Genomic DNA, 15124 nt, shown 5'->3' with positions numbered 1-15124 from the left:
GGGGCAAGGCGTCAGTCCTCGTCGAGACTGCCAGCGACCGCGTTCCAGATCTCGTCGGCACGCCAGCGCTCGCGACCGCCTCTGCCCGCTCGCCCGAGTGACCGGAGCCAGCCGTACTCCTCGGCTCGACGGAGCAACGCGGATGCCGTCGGCTGTGACACGCCGAGCGCCCTCCGGACCGACGCCACCGTGAGGACGGGGTTCTTGAAGATCACGTCGACGAGCCCGGGGAGCGCCGAACGCTCCGTCCGCGCAGCGAGGCGGTACCGCTCGCGGATCTCCACGAGCTTCCGGATCCGCTCGGCGCTGTCATTCGCTCGGACGGTCACCGCCTCGGCGAAGAACTGGATCCACTCGTTGACCTCTCCGCGCTCCCGAACGGCCTGCAACCGCTCGTAGTACTCGGTTCGGTGTTGTTCGAAGTACCCCGAGATGTGCAAGATCGGCGCGGGCAGGATGCCGTCTGCGATCAGCGAGAACCCGATCAGGAGGCGCCCGATCCGACCATTGCCGTCGAGGAACGGGTGGATCGTCTCGAACTGGTAGTGCATCAGGGCGCACTTCACCGTGACCGACATCGAGTCCAGTGGTGCGTTGACGAAACGCTCCCAGTCGTCAAGGGTCTCGGGAAGGTGGTCCTGGTGCGGCGGGATGAACCGGGCAGTCTCCGGTCGAGCGTTCGGAGATCCGATCCACACTGGTGAGCGACGAAGCTCACCGGGCGACTTCTCGTCCCCACGGACCTCCCGCATCAGGGTCTCGTGGAGCGAACAGATGAACCGTTGGGTGATGGGGAGATCTGCGAGGAGCGCCACTCCTTCGCGGGCGGCCCGGAGGTAGTTGTCCACCTCGCGGAGATCCTCGTCGAGGATCTCGTCGTCGTTCTCGACGCTGAGCACATCGCTCAGTGACGCCTGGGTTCCCTCGATGCGCGAACTCGCCAGCGCCTCCTGCGCCATGGACGGGCCGAGCAGGAGTTCTGGTTCCTGGATGAGCTGCCCGAGCCCGGCAAGCCGACCGATCGCGATGTCCGCGCGGGACACTGCGGCGTTCGTCATCGGCTCGAGGACGAGCTCACGTGGTAACGGCGCGGGGAGGAAGTAGGCGTGTGGCCACTCCGACAACGGACGCGTGGCGAGTGTGCCGAAGCGTTCTGATCGGAAGTCTTCTCGGCGCATCCTGTCATCATAAGCAAAATGGGCTTTGAGTTATAAGTTCCGACGGAACTTCCAATAGTTGCGCGTTGTCCGTCGTGATCGCACGGCGAACGATGTCGACGTCGCTGGCGACCTCTTGGATCGTCGGCACCACGCCTGGTCATCGGTACTGGGTCAGAAAGCCACGCCTTCCCAGCGAGGACCGGTGGCGGTGACGACGACGCGGCGGGGCTCGTCGGGCACGTCGTCCGGGTCCGTGTCGTCGGCGGCTGCGTCATCGGCACCGGTGGCACGGGTGATCTCGACGTCGAGCACGCTGTCGCTGATGCCGTCGACCATGCCGCGGCCCCACTCGACGACGACGATGGCGGCGTCCCATTCGAGGTCGAGGTCGTCGAGCTCGACCGGGTCGGACAGACGGTAGGCATCGACGTGCACCAGGTCGGGGCCGGCGGTCGTCGGGTGCGTCCGGGCGAGGACGAAGGTCGGGCTGGACACCTGGCCGCGCGCGCCGAGTGCGGCCCCGAGCCCGCGCGTCAGGGTCGTCTTGCCGGCACCGAGCGGTCCGGTCAGCACGACGAGGTCCCCCGCGCGCAGCACGGCGGCCAGCCGGGCACCGAGCTCCCCCATCGCCTCGGTGCCGTCGACGGTGGTGTCGAGCAGGACGCGCGCCGACTCGGTCACGGCCGCTCGCCCCGCAGGTACTCCCCGACCCGTCCCTCGATGTCGTGGCCCTCGTAGAACCGGGGCACACGGCTGCCGATCCGGCAGACGATCTCTTCACCGATGGTCTCGAGCGCTGCGCCCCACTCGAGCACGGTCATCTCGTCGTGCTCGCCGGTGCCGAACAGCACGACGGTGTCGCCGGTCTGCACGTCGTCCTCGCCGACGTCCACCAGGAACTGGTCCATCGCGACGCGGCCGGCGATCGGGTAGCGCTTGCCGCCGATCGCGACCTCGATGCGTCCCTGCGCCAGACGCGGGACCCCGTCGGCGTACCCGACGGGCACGAGCGCCAGGGTCGTCTCGGTCGCCGTGCGGTACGTGTAGTCGTAGGAGACGCCGGTGTCGACGGGGACGCGCTTCGTCTTCGCGACCGACGCGGTCAGGGTCATCACCGGCTCGAGTCCGAGGTCGGCCGCCGAGACGCCGTCGGCTCCGGGGATGCCGAAAAGGTTCGCACCCATCCGGACCATGTCCTTGCGGAACTCCTTGCGCTCCAGCCCCGCGAGCGACGCGGCGACGTGCTCCATCGGGACGTCGAGCCCCAGGTCCTCGGCGATCTCGATCGCGGCGTCGAACACGGCGACCGCGGCGCTGTCCTCGTGGTCGGACGCCTCGGCCAGGTGCGTGTACGCGGCGACGACCTCGATGCGGCCGTTCCGCTGGGCGTCCCGGGCGAGCTCGACGAGCGCCGGCCAGTCCGCCGGGGTCGCGCCGTCGCGGTGCAGGCCGGAGTCGACGCCGAGGTGCACCCGGGCCGGTCGCTGGTCGACGGCGTCGATGATGCGCTGCAGCTCGGCGACGTTCGAGACGCCGAGGTCGACGGCCGAGTCGATGGCGTCACGGAAGTCCAGGTCGGGGTCGTGCTGCCAGGTGAACAGGTGGACGTCCTCGCCGACGCCGATCGAGCGCAGGCGCAGGGCCGCGGGCACCGTCAGCACACCGATCCAGCGGATGCCGGCGTCGACGGCGGCGAGCGCGATCGGCTCGAGGCCGTGCCCGTAGGCGTCGGCCTTCATGATCGCCATCACGGCGACCGGGTCCATCCACTCGCGGACACGGTCGAGGTTGGCCCGGTAGGCGTCGAGGTCGATGCGCGCCTGACGCAGCGGTGCGGAGCTCACGTCGTCCTCCGTTCCACGCTGCGGCCGATCCGGGCGACCACCTCATAGTTGATCGTGCCGATGGCGTCGGCCCAGTCCTCGACGGCGGGGTCGCCGTTCGCGGGGTCGCCCCACAGCACCGCCTCGTCACCGACCTGGACGTCGGCGTCGCCGATGTCGACGTGCATGGCGTTCATCGCGACGCGTCCGACCACCGGGAACGTCCGGTCGCCGATCCGCACCGAGACCCGGTTGCCGAAGTCGCGGTCGAAGCCGTCCGCGTAGCCGAGGCCGATCACGGCGAGACGGGTGTCCGTCTCGGCGCGCCACGTGTAGCCGTAGGAGACGCCGTCGCCCGCGGCGACCGGCACGGTGCGGAGCACAGCGGCGGTGACCCGCATCGCGGGGCGCAGCCCCAGATCAGCAGAGGTGCGACCGTCGAAGGGGCTCAGCCCGTACAGGGCGAGTCCGACACGGGACAGGTCGTGGCGGGTCTCCGGCACGGCGATGCTCGCGGCACTCGCGGCGAGGTGCACCACGTCCGGCACGATGCCGTTCGCGGCGAGGCCGTCCAGCGCCCGCTGCAGTGCGGCGTCCTGGTCGAGGTCGTCGGTGCGCGACGCGTTCGACAGGTGGGACATGAGCCCCTCGACCCGGGTGCGGTTGCCGCCGCGGGCCAGGGCGCCGGCGGTCGCGAAGAGCTCGGCCCACTCGGACTCGACCGCACCGTTCCGGCTCAGGCCGGTGTCGACGCACAGGTGCACGGCGCGGACGTCGGAGTCGGCTGCTGCGGAGAGCTGCTCGACGCTCGACACCGCGGGCGTGACGTCGAACTGCGCGGCGCGACGGAAGTCCTCGTCGGGGGCGTGCAGCCACGCGAGGATCCGGACCCCCTCGTCGATGCCGCCCTGACGGAGCGCGACGGCCTCGTCGATGTCGGCGACCCCGAGCCACTCGGCACCGGCGTCCACGAAGGCCTGCGCGGCGTCGAGGGCCCCGTGGCCGTAGGCGTTCGCCTTGACCACCGCGATGACCCCGGCCGGGGCGACCCGCTCGGCGATCGTCGCGTAGTTCTCGATCAGGGCTCCGCGATCGACGGTGATGCCGGTGAACGCACTCACCGGGGAGTTCCTTCCAGGACCACGTCTGTTCCTTCCAGGACCACGAACGCGGTCGCGATCCCTCCATCATGCGAGAGCGACAGGTGAACGCTCGTCACGCCACGCGCGTCCGCCACCTGCCGGGCCCCCTGGTGCAGGGTGAGCGACGGGTTCCGCTGGTCGTCGGACACGACCTCGAGGGCCTGCCAGCTCAGCCCGGCACTCGACCCGAAGGCCTTGATCAGGGCTTCCTTGGCAGCGAACCGTGCGGCGAGGGACGCGATCGGCCGGGGTTCGCCGTCACGGACCTGCTCGGACGGCGTGAACAGCCGCGCCCGCATCGCCGGTGTGCGCTCCAGCACCCGTTCGAACCGCTCCAGGTCGACCACGTCGACCCCGATCCCGATGATCACCGTCGCGACTACTCGACGGTGACCGACTTCGCGAGGTTGCGTGGCTGGTCGACGTCGAGGCCCTTGGCCGCGGCGAGCTCCATGCCGAACATGTGCAGCGGTGCCACGGCGAGCAGCGGCTCGAACAGCGGGGTCGCCAGCGGGATCCGCAGGACCTCGTCGGCGAACGGCAGCACCGCGGCGTCGCCCTCTTCTGCGATCGCGATCACCCGGGCACCGCGTGCGCGGATCTCCTGGATGTTCGAGACGACCTTCGGGTGCAGCGATCGGGGGTCGCGCGGCGAGGGCACGATGACGAAGACGATCTGGCCCGGCTCGATCAGGGCGATCGGGCCGTGCTTGAGCTCACCGGCGGCGAAGCCCTCGGCGTGGATGTACGCGAGTTCCTTGAGCTTGAGGGCGCCCTCGAGTGCGATCGGGTAGCCGACGTGGCGGCCGAGGAACAGCACGCTCCGGGTGTCCGCCATCCAGCGCGCCAGGTCCTTGATGCCGGCGGCGTCCTCGATGGTCTGCTGCAGCTTCGGGGCGAGCCCCTCGAGCTCGGCCACCTGCTCGGCGATCTGCTCGGAGGTGAGCGTGCCGCGCAGCGTCGCCAGGTGCAGCCCGAGCAGGTAGAGCGCGACGCCCTGGGCGATGAAGGCCTTGGTCGACGCGACGGCGACCTCGGGTCCGGCGTGCGTGTAGATCACGGCGTCGGACTCACGCGGGATCGTGGCGCCCTGGGTGTTGCAGATCGACAGGACCTGCGCGCCCTGCTCGCGGGCGTACTTGACGGCCATGAGCGTGTCCATGGTCTCGCCGGACTGGCTGATCGAGACGACCAGGGTGCGCTCGTTCAGCACCGGGTCGCGGTAGCGGAACTCGTGCGCGAGCTCGACCTCGACCGGGATGCGGGCCCACTGCTCGATGGCGTACTTGCCGAGGATGCCGGCGTAGGCGGCGGTGCCGCAGGCGATCACGATGACGCGGTCGACGGTCGCCAGGCGCTCGGCGATCGGGTCGAGGTCGGTCAGCGTGACGGCGCCGTCGTGGACGCGACCGAGGATCGTCTTCGCGACGGCCTCGGGCTCCTCGCTGATCTCCTTCGCCATGAACGAGCTCCAGCCGCCCTTGTCGGCGGCGGAGGCGTCCCAGTTGACCTCGAACTCGGTCGGCGTGGCCGGGGTGCCGTCGAAGTGGATGACGTCGACGCCGTCGGGGCGGATCGTGGCGATCTCGTCCTGCCCGATCGACAGCGCGCGCTGCGTGTAGGCGACGAAGGCGGCGACGTCCGAGCCCATGAAGTTCTCACCGTCGCCGAGCCCGACCACCAGGGGCGAGTTGCGACGGGCACCGACGACGACGCCGGGCTGGTCGGCGTGCACGACGAGGAGCGTGAAGGCCCCTTCGAGCCGGTGCACGGCCTGCTGCATGGCTGCGGTCAGGTCACCGGTGTCGCGGAAGGCCCGTCCGACCAGGTGCGCGGCGACCTCGGAGTCGGTCTCGCTGCGGAACTCGATGCCCTCGGCCTGCAGTTCGGCGCGGAGCTCGGAGAAGTTCTCGATGATGCCGTTGTGGATGAGGGCGAGCTTGTCGCCGTCGGCCAGGTGCGGGTGGGCGTTGCCGTCGGTCGGGCCACCGTGGGTCGCCCAGCGGGTGTGCCCGATGCCCGTCGTGCCGTCCGGGATGGGCGACGACTCGAGCTCGTCGACCAAGGCCTGGAGCTTGCCGGCCTTCTTGGCCGACACGAGGTCTCCGGCTGGGTCGACGACGGCGATGCCCGCCGAGTCGTAGCCGCGGTACTCGAGGCGACGGAGGCCACCGAGGAGGACGTCCTGGCTGCTGTTGCTGCCGACGTAGCCGACGATTCCACACATGGAACCGATCCTACGGTCTGCCTGGACGCCGACCCTGCGAAGCGACCGAGGGGAACGACTCGAGCACAGTCGGAGCCATTCTGCGGAATCCGTTAGACAAGCGTAGAATCTCCTCGATGCACGCCGCACTGAACCCGTACTCGCCAGGCGCCGGCCTGCGCCCTCCTGAGCTGGTCGGGCGCGACGCTGAGATCGAGGCGTTCGACCTCGTCGTGGCACGGTCGCGGCGCGCGCTCGGAACGCGGAGCATGATCCTCCACGGGCTGCGTGGGGTCGGGAAGACCGTCCTCCTGAACCAGTTCCGCATGCAGGCTGACGCCGCGGAGTGGTTGGTGGTCGACGTCGAAGGGCAGACGAGCGTGTCCGGCCGAGAGGGTGCTCGACGGAGGCTCGCGCGAGAGATCGCGCTCGCAGCACGTCGCCTCGCCCGCGGCCGCTCGGTCAGCGCAGCCGTGCAGCGCGCGCTCGGCACGGTCACGTCGTTCGGTGTGCACTTCGGGAACATCGGCTTCGACCTGGGGTTCTCCGCCGTCGAGGGTCGCGCGGACTCCGGCGTCATCGAGATCGATCTCGAGGAACTCGTCGAGGACCTCGCCCCCGCGCTGCGGGAGCAGAACCGGGCGCTCGCACTCTTCATCGACGAGGTCCAGGACCTCGACCTCGAGTTGCTCTCTGCGCTGTTGTCCGTCCAGCATCGGGCCGGACAACGTGGCTGGCCGTTCGTGATGGTCGGGGCCGGTCTGCCGAACGTACCGGCCAAGCTGACGGCGGCCCGGTCCTACGCCGAGCGCCTCTTCGACTACCGGGAGATCGGGTCGCTCCCGTCGGGAGCAGCCGCTGACGCGCTCACGGTTCCGGCCGCCCGCTCCGGGGTGACTTTCGACGCCGCGGCGCTCGATCTCCTCATCGATGCCTCGGGCGGGTACCCGTACTACCTCCAGACCTACGGGGCGGCGGCGTGGGACCTCGCGGCCGACCGACGGATCACCCACGATGACGCAGCTGCTGCCGTCGACCGCGGCAACGCAGAACTCGACAGCGGTTTCTTCCCGGCCCGCTGGGACCGTGCCACGCCTGCGGAGCGGCAGTACCTCGTGGCGATGTCGGACGATCCGGCCGGCGTCTCCGGGACTGCCGTCGTGGCATCGCGCCTCGGCGCGGAACCGAAGGGAACCAGCCCGGCACGACAGGGACTGATCGAGAAGGGCATCATCTACGCGCCCGAGCGCGGCAAGGTGGCGTTCACGGTGCCGAACATGGGCGAGTTCGTCCGCCGTCAGGCCGATCTCGACATCGTGGACTAGCGTCCGGGCCATGGGACGCTTCGACGACATCGCCATCACCACGCTGCACGGCGAGGACACCACGTTCGGCGCCTACGCCGACAAGGCCGTACTGGTCGTGAACGTCGCCTCCCGGTGCGGCCTCGCCCCGCAGTACGAGCAGCTCGAGGCCCTGCAGAAGCAGTACGGCCCCCGCGGGTTCACGGTGCTGGGTTTCCCGAGCAACCAGTTCCTGCAGGAGCTCGGCTCGTCCGAGGCGATCGACGAGTACTGCTCCACCACGTGGGGCGTGACGTTCCCGATGTCCGAGAAGGTCAAGGTCAACGGCAAGAGCGCCCACCCGCTCTACCAGGCCCTCAAGGAGACCCCGGACGCCGACGGCAAGGCCGGTCGGGTCGCCTGGAACTTCGAGAAGTTCCTCGTCGCCCCCGACGGCACCGTCACGCGCTTCCGCCCCACCACGAAGCCGGACGCCCCCGAGGTCGTCGCCGCAATCGAGGCGGCCCTCCCCGCCTGACGCGTCGCGTCCTGCGGACGCGCACCGAGCACTGGACTGGAGGCCCGGGGCACGTGAGCCGGTCGGCTCACGTGCCCCGGGCCTCCCGTCTGTACGCTCGATCCCATGCCGTTCTCGGAGACCGCCGTCGCGCACCCGACCCCGTTCGTGGAGATCCCGCGTGACGAGTGGTCCCAGCTCGCCCCGAAGGAGCACCTGTCGCTCACCGAGACCGAGATCGTGCAGCTGCGCGGTCTCGGCGACCGGTTGGACATGCAGGAGGTGCAGGAGGTCTACCTGCCGCTGTCCCGCCTGCTCACGCTCTACGCGGCCGGCGCGCGGAACCTGCACGCCGAGACGAGCCGGTTCCTCGGGGAGCGCGCCGGGCGCACGCCGTTCGTCATCGGCGTCGCGGGCTCCGTCGCGGTCGGCAAGTCCACGGTGGCCCGCCTGCTGCGCGAGCTGACGAAGCGCTGGCCGGACACCCCTCGGGTGGAGCTCGTGACGACCGACGGCTTCCTGTACCCGAACGCCGAGCTCGAGCGCCGCGGGATCATGGACCGGAAGGGCTTCCCGGAGTCGTACGACCGCCGCTCCCTGCTGCGCTTCGTGAGCCAGGTGAAGAGCGGGGCGACCGAGGTCCGCGCGCCGTACTACTCGCACCTGGTCTACGACATCGTGCCCGATGCCGAGATCGTCGTCCGGCAGCCCGACGTGCTCATCGTCGAGGGCCTCAACGTGCTGGCGCCGCCGGTGCACGGGCGGCTCGCGCTGTCCGACCTGTTCGACTTCACGATCTACGTGGATGCGAAGACGAAGGACATCGAGTCCTGGTACGTCGACCGGTTCCTCGCCCTGCAGGAAGAGGCGTTCTCGAGCCCCGACTCGTTCTTCCACCGGTTCGCCTCGCTCTCGCGTGAGGACGCGGTCCGGACGGCGACCGAGGTCTGGCGGGCGATCAACGAGCCGAACCTGCTCGAGAACGTGCTGCCCACGCGCTCCCGCGCCACCCTGGTGCTGAAGAAGGGCGCGAACCACAAGGTGAACTCGGTACTGCTCCGCAAGATCTGAGCGGAGACGCCCGGAACCAGGTTCCGGACACCACACCACGGAAGAACGCGGTGCTGTGTCCGGAACCTGGTTCCGTGAGCGGCGGAGGGGAACCTACGCGGCGTCGAGCGCCAGGCGGTCCTGCACGACGGCGGCGAGCTCCTCGGCGATGCGCTGGGCGTCGTCCTGCGAAGCGGCCTCGACCATCACGCGCACGACCGGCTCGGTGCCCGACGGGCGGAGCAGCACGCGGCCGCTGTCCCCGAGCGCCTCGCTGGCGGCAGCGATGGCGTCCTGCACGCCCTGGTCGGCCAGCCCGTGACGATCGACGCCCCGGACGTTGAGCAGCACCTGCGGGAACACCGTCATGCACGAGGCGAGCTCCTGCAGGGTCTTGCCCGTGCGCGCCATCTCGGCGACCAGGTGCAGCCCGGTCAGGATGCCGTCACCCGTGGTGGCGAACTCGTTGAAGATGATGTGGCCGGACTGCTCGCCACCGATGGAGTAGTCGCCCTCGGTCATCTTCTCGAGCACGTAGCGGTCGCCCACGCCGGCCTCGATCACGGTGATGCCCGCGTCGGCCATGGCGCGCTTCAGCCCGAGGTTCGACATGACCGTCGCGACGAGGGTGTCGTCCTTCAGCCGTCCGCGCTCCTGCAGCGACAGCGCGAGGATCGCCATGATCTGGTCACCGTCGATCGCGTTGCCCGCGGCGTCGACCGCCAGGCAGCGGTCCGCGTCCCCGTCGTGCGCGATGCCGACGTCGGCACCGTGCTCGAGCACCGCGCGGGCGAGGTTGTCGATGTGGGTCGAACCGACGCCGTCGTTGATGTTCCAGCCGTCGGGGTCGGCGCCGATGAGCGTCACGCGGGCTCCCGCGTTGACGAAGACCTCGGGCGAGACGCCGGCGGCGGCACCGTTCGCGCAGTCGAGCACGACGTGGATGCCGTCGAGCCGGTGCGGCAGCGTGCCGAGCAGGTGCACCACGTAGCGGTCCTCGGCGTCGGCGAACCGCGAGATGCGCCCGACGTCGATGCCGGTGGGGGTGGGTGCGGAGTGGTCGTGCATGGCCGCTTCGATGCGGTCCTCGACCTCGTCCGGCAGCTTGCGACCACCCGTGGCGAAGAACTTGATCCCGTTGTCGGGAGCGGGGTTGTGCGATGCGGAGATCATCACGCCGAAGTCGGCGTCGATGTCCGCGACGAGGAACGCCGCGGCGGGGGTGGGGATGACCCCGGCGTCGAGCACGTCGACGCCGGCCGAGGCGAGCCCGGCCGCGACGGCGGCACCGAGGAACTCGCCGGAGACGCGCGGGTCACGCGCGAGGACCGCGCGCGGGCGCGGTCGACCCGACGCCCGGCGGGCGTCGGCATGGTGTCCGTGTGTGAGGACGGCCGCGCTCGCCTGGGCAAGACCCAGTGCGAGCGCGGCCGTCAGCTCGCCGTTGGCGAGACCACGAACCCCGTCGGTACCGAACAGACGCGGCATTGCGATCTTCAGCCGGTGACGTCTAGCGCTTCGAGAACTGCGAAGCCTTGCGGGCCTTCTTGAGACCGGCCTTCTTGCGCTCGATGACGCGGGCGTCACGGGTGAGGAAGCCGGCCTTCTTGAGGGTCGCGCGGTTGTTCTCGCGGTCGATCTCGTTCAGGGTGCGGGCGATGGCGAGGCGGAGCGCGCCGGCCTGACCCGAGGGGCCACCACCGGTGATGCGGGCGACGACGTCGTACGAGCCGAGGAGCTCGAGCACCTTGAAGGGGTCGTTGATGAGCTGCTGGTGCAGCTTGTTCGGGAAGTAGTCCTCGAGCGTGCGGCCGTTCACGACGAACGTGCCGGAGCCCGGGACGAGCCGGACGCGCGCGATGGCCTCCTTGCGGCGCCCGACGGCACCGCCGGAGACGTTGAGGATCTGACGGGGAGCGGCCTCGGCAGCGGCGGGTGCGCTCTCCGTGGTGAAGCTCTCCGGGGTCTGGTCGAGGGAATCAGCGATCTGAGCCATGAGTTTTTTCGTGTCCTTGAAGTCGTCGTGGCCGGAACTACTGTGCGACCTGGTCGAAGATGTACGGCTTGGGCTGCTGCGCGGCGTGCGGGTGCTCCGCGCCGGCGTAGACCTTCAGCTTCTTGAGCTGCTCGCGGCCGAGGGTGTTCTTCGGCAGCATGCCGCGGATCGCCTTCTCGACGGCGCGGGTGGGGTGCTTCTCGAGCATCTCCGGGTAGGAGGTCGCCGTCAGGCCGCCCGGGTAACCCGAGTGACGGTAGTAGACCTTCTTCGCGAGCTTCGAACCGGTCAGGGCGACCTTGTCGGCGTTCACGATGATGACGAAGTCACCCATGTCCATGTGCTGGGCGAAGGTGGCCTTGTGCTTGCCGCGCAGGAGCGCCGCGGCGTGGGTGGCGAGACGGCCGAGGACGACGTCGGTGGCGTCGATGACGATCCAGTCGTGCTGGACGTCTGCCGGCTTCGGTGAGAACGTGCGAGTCACAGGAGTGCTGCTTTCGTGTCGAGGTGAGGAGTCCGTGAATCCCACTCCGGTCGGGAGTTCCACGGGCAGAAGCACGGGGAACACCTCGGTTGGAGGGCTCATCTGACTGTCCGCGCGCGGGGCGCACAGACCAAGGTGAGAGCCTAGCCGACGCGGGGTCCGTCGGTCAAACGCGGCCGACTGCCGGCCTGGAGGCGCGGGGCGGCCCCGCACCGCGCCTCCCGTCCGCCCTGGGGCACCCCCACCGCCCATCGTGAGCAGCAATGGTCGGGTCCGCTGTGCGAACCCGACCATTCCTGCTCACGAAGTGCCCCCGTGGGGCGTGGGGACTACTCCGCAGCCACAGTCCGACGTCGGCGACGCACGATCAGCACGCCCGCTCCCGCCGCGAGCAGCAGGAACGCCACCAGCGCACCGGCACCCATCCCGGCGGCGCCCGTGAACGCGAGCTGCCCATCGGTGGTGATCGTGATCGGGGTCCACCCGATCAGGCTCCCGTCAGCAGCCGTCACCGCCAGCCGATGCGCACCAGCGACGGTGTCCGCCGGGATCGTGACGCGAACCGTCCCGTCAGCAGCCACCACAGCCGTGCCGATCAGCGTCGGCTCCGAGAACAACCACACGTTGACCGTGTCACCGGCCGAAGCCGAGCCCACCGTCACCGTGATCGTCTCCCCCGCACGAGCGGTCGCCGGAGCCGACACCCCGCCACGGCTCGCCTCCGTCAACAGCGACTCCGACGGCGCCACCGGAGCACTCGGCGGGGTGATCCCGTCGACCGGCGGCACCGGAGTCGGGGTCGGCGTCGGAGTCGGCACCGGCGTCGGCGTCGGCACCGGCGTCGGCGTCGGCCCCGGCGTCGGGTCCGTGCCCGGGTCGGTGCCCGCGGCGTCCAGGTCGAACCCGACCAGGATCGGGTCGTGGTCGCTCGCCCGGTACACGTCGTCGGTGTACAGGTTCGTCGCGTTGTAGTTGTAGCGGCTGTACTCCAGGCCCACCGACTCGACCGAGTTGATGTTCCAGATGTCCACGCCCGTGACCGTCTCGAGCGCGGCCTTCGACGCGAACACGTGGTCGAGCGAGCCGCTCAGGCCGGAGAACACGTACGAGTACTCGGAGCTGTCGAGCGCCGGGCCGAGGTCGGTGTAGCCGGCCTCGTCGAGGACCACCACCGGGTCCTCCTTGCTGTAGGCGTTGAAGTCGCCGAGCATGAACACCTTGTCGGTGCCGTACTGCTCCTGCATGTCGGTGGAGAAGGTCACGAGGGCCTTCGCCTGCTCGACGCGGTCGGCGTTCGACGCTCCCTGCCCGTCACCCTGGTCGGCGTTCTCGCCGGTGCCGGAGCCCTTGGACTTGAAGTGGTTCGCGATCACCAGGAAGTCGTCGTCCGCGGTGCCGCCGACCGGGCGGAACGCGTCCGCGACGGGCTGGCGGGCGTTCGTGAACGCGTCGTCGAGCAGGATCGTCGACTCGCCGACGGGCTCGACGCGGTCCTTCTTGTAGATGAGGGCGAGGCGGATGACGTCCTCGCTCGCGGGCACGACGGCCGGGGACTTCGCGTAGGCCCAGGTGTCCTGGCCGGTCGCGGCGTTGAGCGCGTCGACCAGGGTGGCCACGGCGGCGTCGCGGTCCTGACCGAAGCGGACGGAGTTCTCGATCTCCTCGAGTGAGACGACGTCGGCGTCCAGCCCGTTGATGGCCTTCACGATCTTGACCTGCTGGCGCAGGAAGTCCTCCTGCTCGGCGGCGCCGCGGGCGTCGCAGCCGGAGTTCACCGTGACGGGGTCACCGGCGCGGTCCGTGTAGTACTTGCAGCCGGTGAGCTCGTCGCCCGTGGTCGGGAAGTAGTTGAGCACGTTGAAGCCGGCGAGCTTCAGGTCGCCTCCGACGTCCTGCGGTGCCGGCTGGCGCACCTTCGAGAACGACGCCGGCAGGTCGGCGGCCGGGGTCGCACCCGTGATCGGCGCGGTCGGCTGGAACTTCCACCCGTTGTTGCGGTAGTCGAGGACGACCGGCTCGGTGAAGGTGGCGGCGGCACCGACGGTGACCGGGCCCTGGGTGAGCCACGACACCGGGATGCCCTGGTTCGCCTGGGTCAGGAAGTTGGTGCTCGCACCGTCGTCGAGCGTGACCTTGCGCGCGGCGTTGTCGGCCTCGACGGCCTTCGCCTCGGCGCTGCCCGGGCGACTGACCTCGGTCGGCTGGATCAGGCGCTTCGTGCCGCTGGCGAGCACGACCTCGCCGTACTGGTTCGTCGTGTAGTTGTCGGCGACCGTGTACGCGCCCTGGGGAGCGACGAGCATGCTCTCGAGCGACTCGCGCTGGGCGTCGGACGACGGGAATGCGACCGCGGCGGGCTGCGGTGCCGCGACGGTGTCGTCGAGCTGCTGCAGCGACGCGGCACCGGACACCGTGAGCTCGGTCAGGCCGAAGTACTCGGACACGGCGCCGGTGACCCGCACGTGGTCGCCCTCGTGCACCAGGCCGGCGGTGGCGGACGAGAAGACGAACACCGCGTCGGACGCGGTGTGGGCGCCGAGGTCGATGGCGCCGCCGGTGCCGGGGGTCTGGATCGTGTAGCCGTTGAAGCCGCCGGGGCCGTAGACCGCGGTGACGACGCCGTCGGTCGTGACGCTCTTGCCGGCGTACGGCGAGGTGTCCGTGGTGCCCTGCAGCTGGGCGATGGTCACCGTCTCGGCGGGTGTGCCGGGCGTGGGGGTCCCGCCGTCACCCGGGTCGGTCGGTTCCGTGGGCTCGGTCGGTGCCGTCGTCTCGCCCGCGGCGTTCCGCGGGGTGAGCGTCGTCGTCACGGAGAAGTCCGCACCGTTGACGTCGGTGTCCGTGGTGCCCTGGCGGACCAGGCCGTTCGGCACGGAGTTGTCCCCGGTCACGGTGCGCACGGCCGACTCGAACGTGTTCGAGGCGCCGTAGCCGAGCAGGTCGACCACGCCGTCGGTGCCGGTGGTGACGGGTCCGGCGGCGAGCGCCAGGGGTGCCGTGGCGTCGGACAGCACGAGCGTGCCCGTGGTGCCCGACGGGTTGAGCGTCGCGGTGTCGTCGGCGGCGGGCAGGTCCTCGCCGGCCGGGGTGGCCCCGCCGTTGCCTGCCATCGACACCAGGAAGGTGCCCTTCGCCGGCACGATGCCCTGGAGTGCACTGGCCGAGAACGTGCCGGTACCCGTGGCGGAGCGGTACTGGAGCGACCACCCGGCGAGCGACACGGCGGCGTCGGTCGGGTTGCCGATCTCGACGAACTTCTCGTTGTAGAAAGCGCCCTTGCTCCCCGCCTTCAGGTAGGCCTCCTCGATGACGAGGTCGGTCCCCTCGGGGTTCGCGGTCGCTGCGGTGACGGTGACGAGTGGGGCCGCGAGGAGCGTCGCGGCCGCCGTGGCGCACAGCAGAGTGCGCCCGAGGGTGTTGGCCATGCCCGCACGCTACCGACCTGCGGGGTCGTTCAGGTTGC

The 15124-nt window shown here is 70.2% G+C and carries 13 protein-coding genes; 3 read left to right on the top strand and 10 right to left on the bottom strand.

Annotated features, from left to right (window positions below):
* Positions 1-11: 11 nt before the first annotated feature.
* The 6 genes from QRN49_RS08480 to glmS all read right to left on the bottom strand — a co-directional run bounded on the left by QRN49_RS08480 (position 12) and on the right by glmS (position 6352).
* Positions 12-1058: a Fic family protein gene (locus tag QRN49_RS08480; RefSeq protein ID WP_258366982.1), complete on the bottom strand. Its 1047-nt coding sequence runs from the start codon at positions 1056-1058 to the stop codon at positions 12-14.
* Between the two features lie 273 nt (positions 1059-1331).
* On the bottom strand, positions 1332-1841 hold the full coding sequence (gene tsaE, locus QRN49_RS08475) for a tRNA (adenosine(37)-N6)-threonylcarbamoyltransferase complex ATPase subunit type 1 TsaE (RefSeq protein WP_284755124.1): 510 nt from the start codon (positions 1839-1841) through the stop codon (positions 1332-1334).
* Positions 1838-3004, bottom strand: coding sequence for an alanine racemase (alr, locus tag QRN49_RS08470; protein ID WP_164941159.1), 1167 nt, complete (start codon positions 3002-3004; stop codon positions 1838-1840). Before alr (QRN49_RS08470) ends, tsaE begins: the two co-directional genes overlap by 4 nt.
* Complete coding sequence (alr, locus tag QRN49_RS08465) at positions 3001-4104, bottom strand: alanine racemase (RefSeq protein WP_182709125.1); 1104 nt, start codon at positions 4102-4104, stop codon at positions 3001-3003. Before alr (QRN49_RS08465) ends, alr (QRN49_RS08470) begins: the two co-directional genes overlap by 4 nt.
* Positions 4101-4496 carry a holo-ACP synthase gene (locus QRN49_RS08460; RefSeq protein WP_284755123.1) on the bottom strand — a complete coding sequence of 132 codons (396 nt, stop codon included), beginning with the start codon at positions 4494-4496 and terminating at the stop codon, positions 4101-4103. The genes alr (QRN49_RS08465) and QRN49_RS08460 overlap by 4 nt, the downstream gene beginning before the upstream one ends.
* An 8-nt stretch (positions 4497-4504) precedes the next feature.
* Positions 4505-6352, bottom strand: coding sequence for a glutamine--fructose-6-phosphate transaminase (isomerizing) (gene glmS / locus QRN49_RS08455; protein WP_284755122.1), 1848 nt, complete (start codon positions 6350-6352; stop codon positions 4505-4507).
* 116 nt (positions 6353-6468) lie between these two features.
* On the opposite strand from glmS, the gene QRN49_RS08450 reads away from it, so the two are divergent.
* The 3 genes from QRN49_RS08450 (at position 6469) to coaA (ending at position 9202) form a co-directional block, all read left to right on the top strand.
* Positions 6469-7656 (top strand): ATP-binding protein, encoded by a 1188-nt coding sequence (locus QRN49_RS08450; RefSeq protein WP_111032253.1) that lies wholly within the window; start codon positions 6469-6471, stop codon positions 7654-7656.
* Between the two features lie 10 nt (positions 7657-7666).
* Positions 7667-8152 (top strand): glutathione peroxidase, encoded by a 486-nt coding sequence (locus QRN49_RS08445; protein ID WP_071245463.1) that lies wholly within the window; start codon positions 7667-7669, stop codon positions 8150-8152.
* 105 nt (positions 8153-8257) lie between these two features.
* Positions 8258-9202, top strand: coding sequence for a type I pantothenate kinase (gene coaA, locus QRN49_RS08440; protein WP_111046473.1), 945 nt, complete (start codon positions 8258-8260; stop codon positions 9200-9202).
* A gap of 93 nt (positions 9203-9295) precedes the next feature.
* On the opposite strand, the gene glmM is transcribed toward coaA, so the two are convergent.
* The 4 genes from glmM to QRN49_RS08420 all read right to left on the bottom strand — a co-directional run bounded on the left by glmM (position 9296) and on the right by QRN49_RS08420 (position 15086).
* Positions 9296-10669 carry a phosphoglucosamine mutase gene (gene glmM, locus QRN49_RS08435; protein ID WP_071406153.1) on the bottom strand — a complete coding sequence of 458 codons (1374 nt, stop codon included), beginning with the start codon at positions 10667-10669 and terminating at the stop codon, positions 9296-9298.
* A gap of 22 nt (positions 10670-10691) precedes the next feature.
* The gene (rpsI, locus tag QRN49_RS08430; protein ID WP_027466716.1) at positions 10692-11177 is read right to left on the bottom strand and encodes a 30S ribosomal protein S9; all 486 of its coding nucleotides are present in this window, start codon (positions 11175-11177) and stop codon (positions 10692-10694) included.
* 37 nt (positions 11178-11214) lie between these two features.
* On the bottom strand, positions 11215-11661 hold the full coding sequence (gene rplM, locus QRN49_RS08425; RefSeq protein ID WP_027466717.1) for a 50S ribosomal protein L13: 447 nt from the start codon (positions 11659-11661) through the stop codon (positions 11215-11217).
* Positions 11662-11990: 329 nt separating this feature from the next.
* Complete coding sequence (locus tag QRN49_RS08420; RefSeq protein WP_284755121.1) at positions 11991-15086, bottom strand: ExeM/NucH family extracellular endonuclease; 3096 nt, start codon at positions 15084-15086, stop codon at positions 11991-11993.
* Between the last annotated feature and the right edge of the window lie 38 nt (positions 15087-15124).

It is taken from the genome of Curtobacterium sp. ME-Dv--P-122a (assembly GCF_030209645.1).
In the GTDB taxonomy this organism is placed as follows: Bacteria; Actinomycetota; Actinomycetes; order Actinomycetales; family Microbacteriaceae; genus Curtobacterium; species Curtobacterium flaccumfaciens.
The sequence above is the reverse complement of the archived record's forward strand: the minus strand, read 5'-3'. Positions and strand labels throughout refer to the sequence as shown.

Excerpts from the sequence above, each read along its gene's own strand:
- QRN49_RS08480 (WP_258366982.1), bottom strand. The coding sequence starts at position 1,058 with ATGACGAACGCCGCAGTGTCCCGCGCGGACATCGCGATCGGTCGGCTT.
- glmS (WP_284755122.1), bottom strand. The coding sequence starts at position 6,352 with ATGTGTGGAATCGTCGGCTACGTCGGCAGCAACAGCAGCCAGGACGTC.
- QRN49_RS08450 (WP_111032253.1), top strand. The coding sequence starts at position 6,469 with ATGCACGCCGCACTGAACCCGTACTCGCCAGGCGCCGGCCTGCGCCCT.
- QRN49_RS08445 (WP_071245463.1), top strand. The coding sequence starts at position 7,667 with ATGGGACGCTTCGACGACATCGCCATCACCACGCTGCACGGCGAGGAC.
- coaA (WP_111046473.1), top strand. The coding sequence starts at position 8,258 with ATGCCGTTCTCGGAGACCGCCGTCGCGCACCCGACCCCGTTCGTGGAG.
- glmM (WP_071406153.1), bottom strand. The coding sequence starts at position 10,669 with ATGCCGCGTCTGTTCGGTACCGACGGGGTTCGTGGTCTCGCCAACGGC.
- rpsI (WP_027466716.1), bottom strand. The coding sequence starts at position 11,177 with ATGGCTCAGATCGCTGATTCCCTCGACCAGACCCCGGAGAGCTTCACC.
- QRN49_RS08420 (WP_284755121.1), bottom strand. The coding sequence starts at position 15,086 with ATGGCCAACACCCTCGGGCGCACTCTGCTGTGCGCCACGGCGGCCGCG.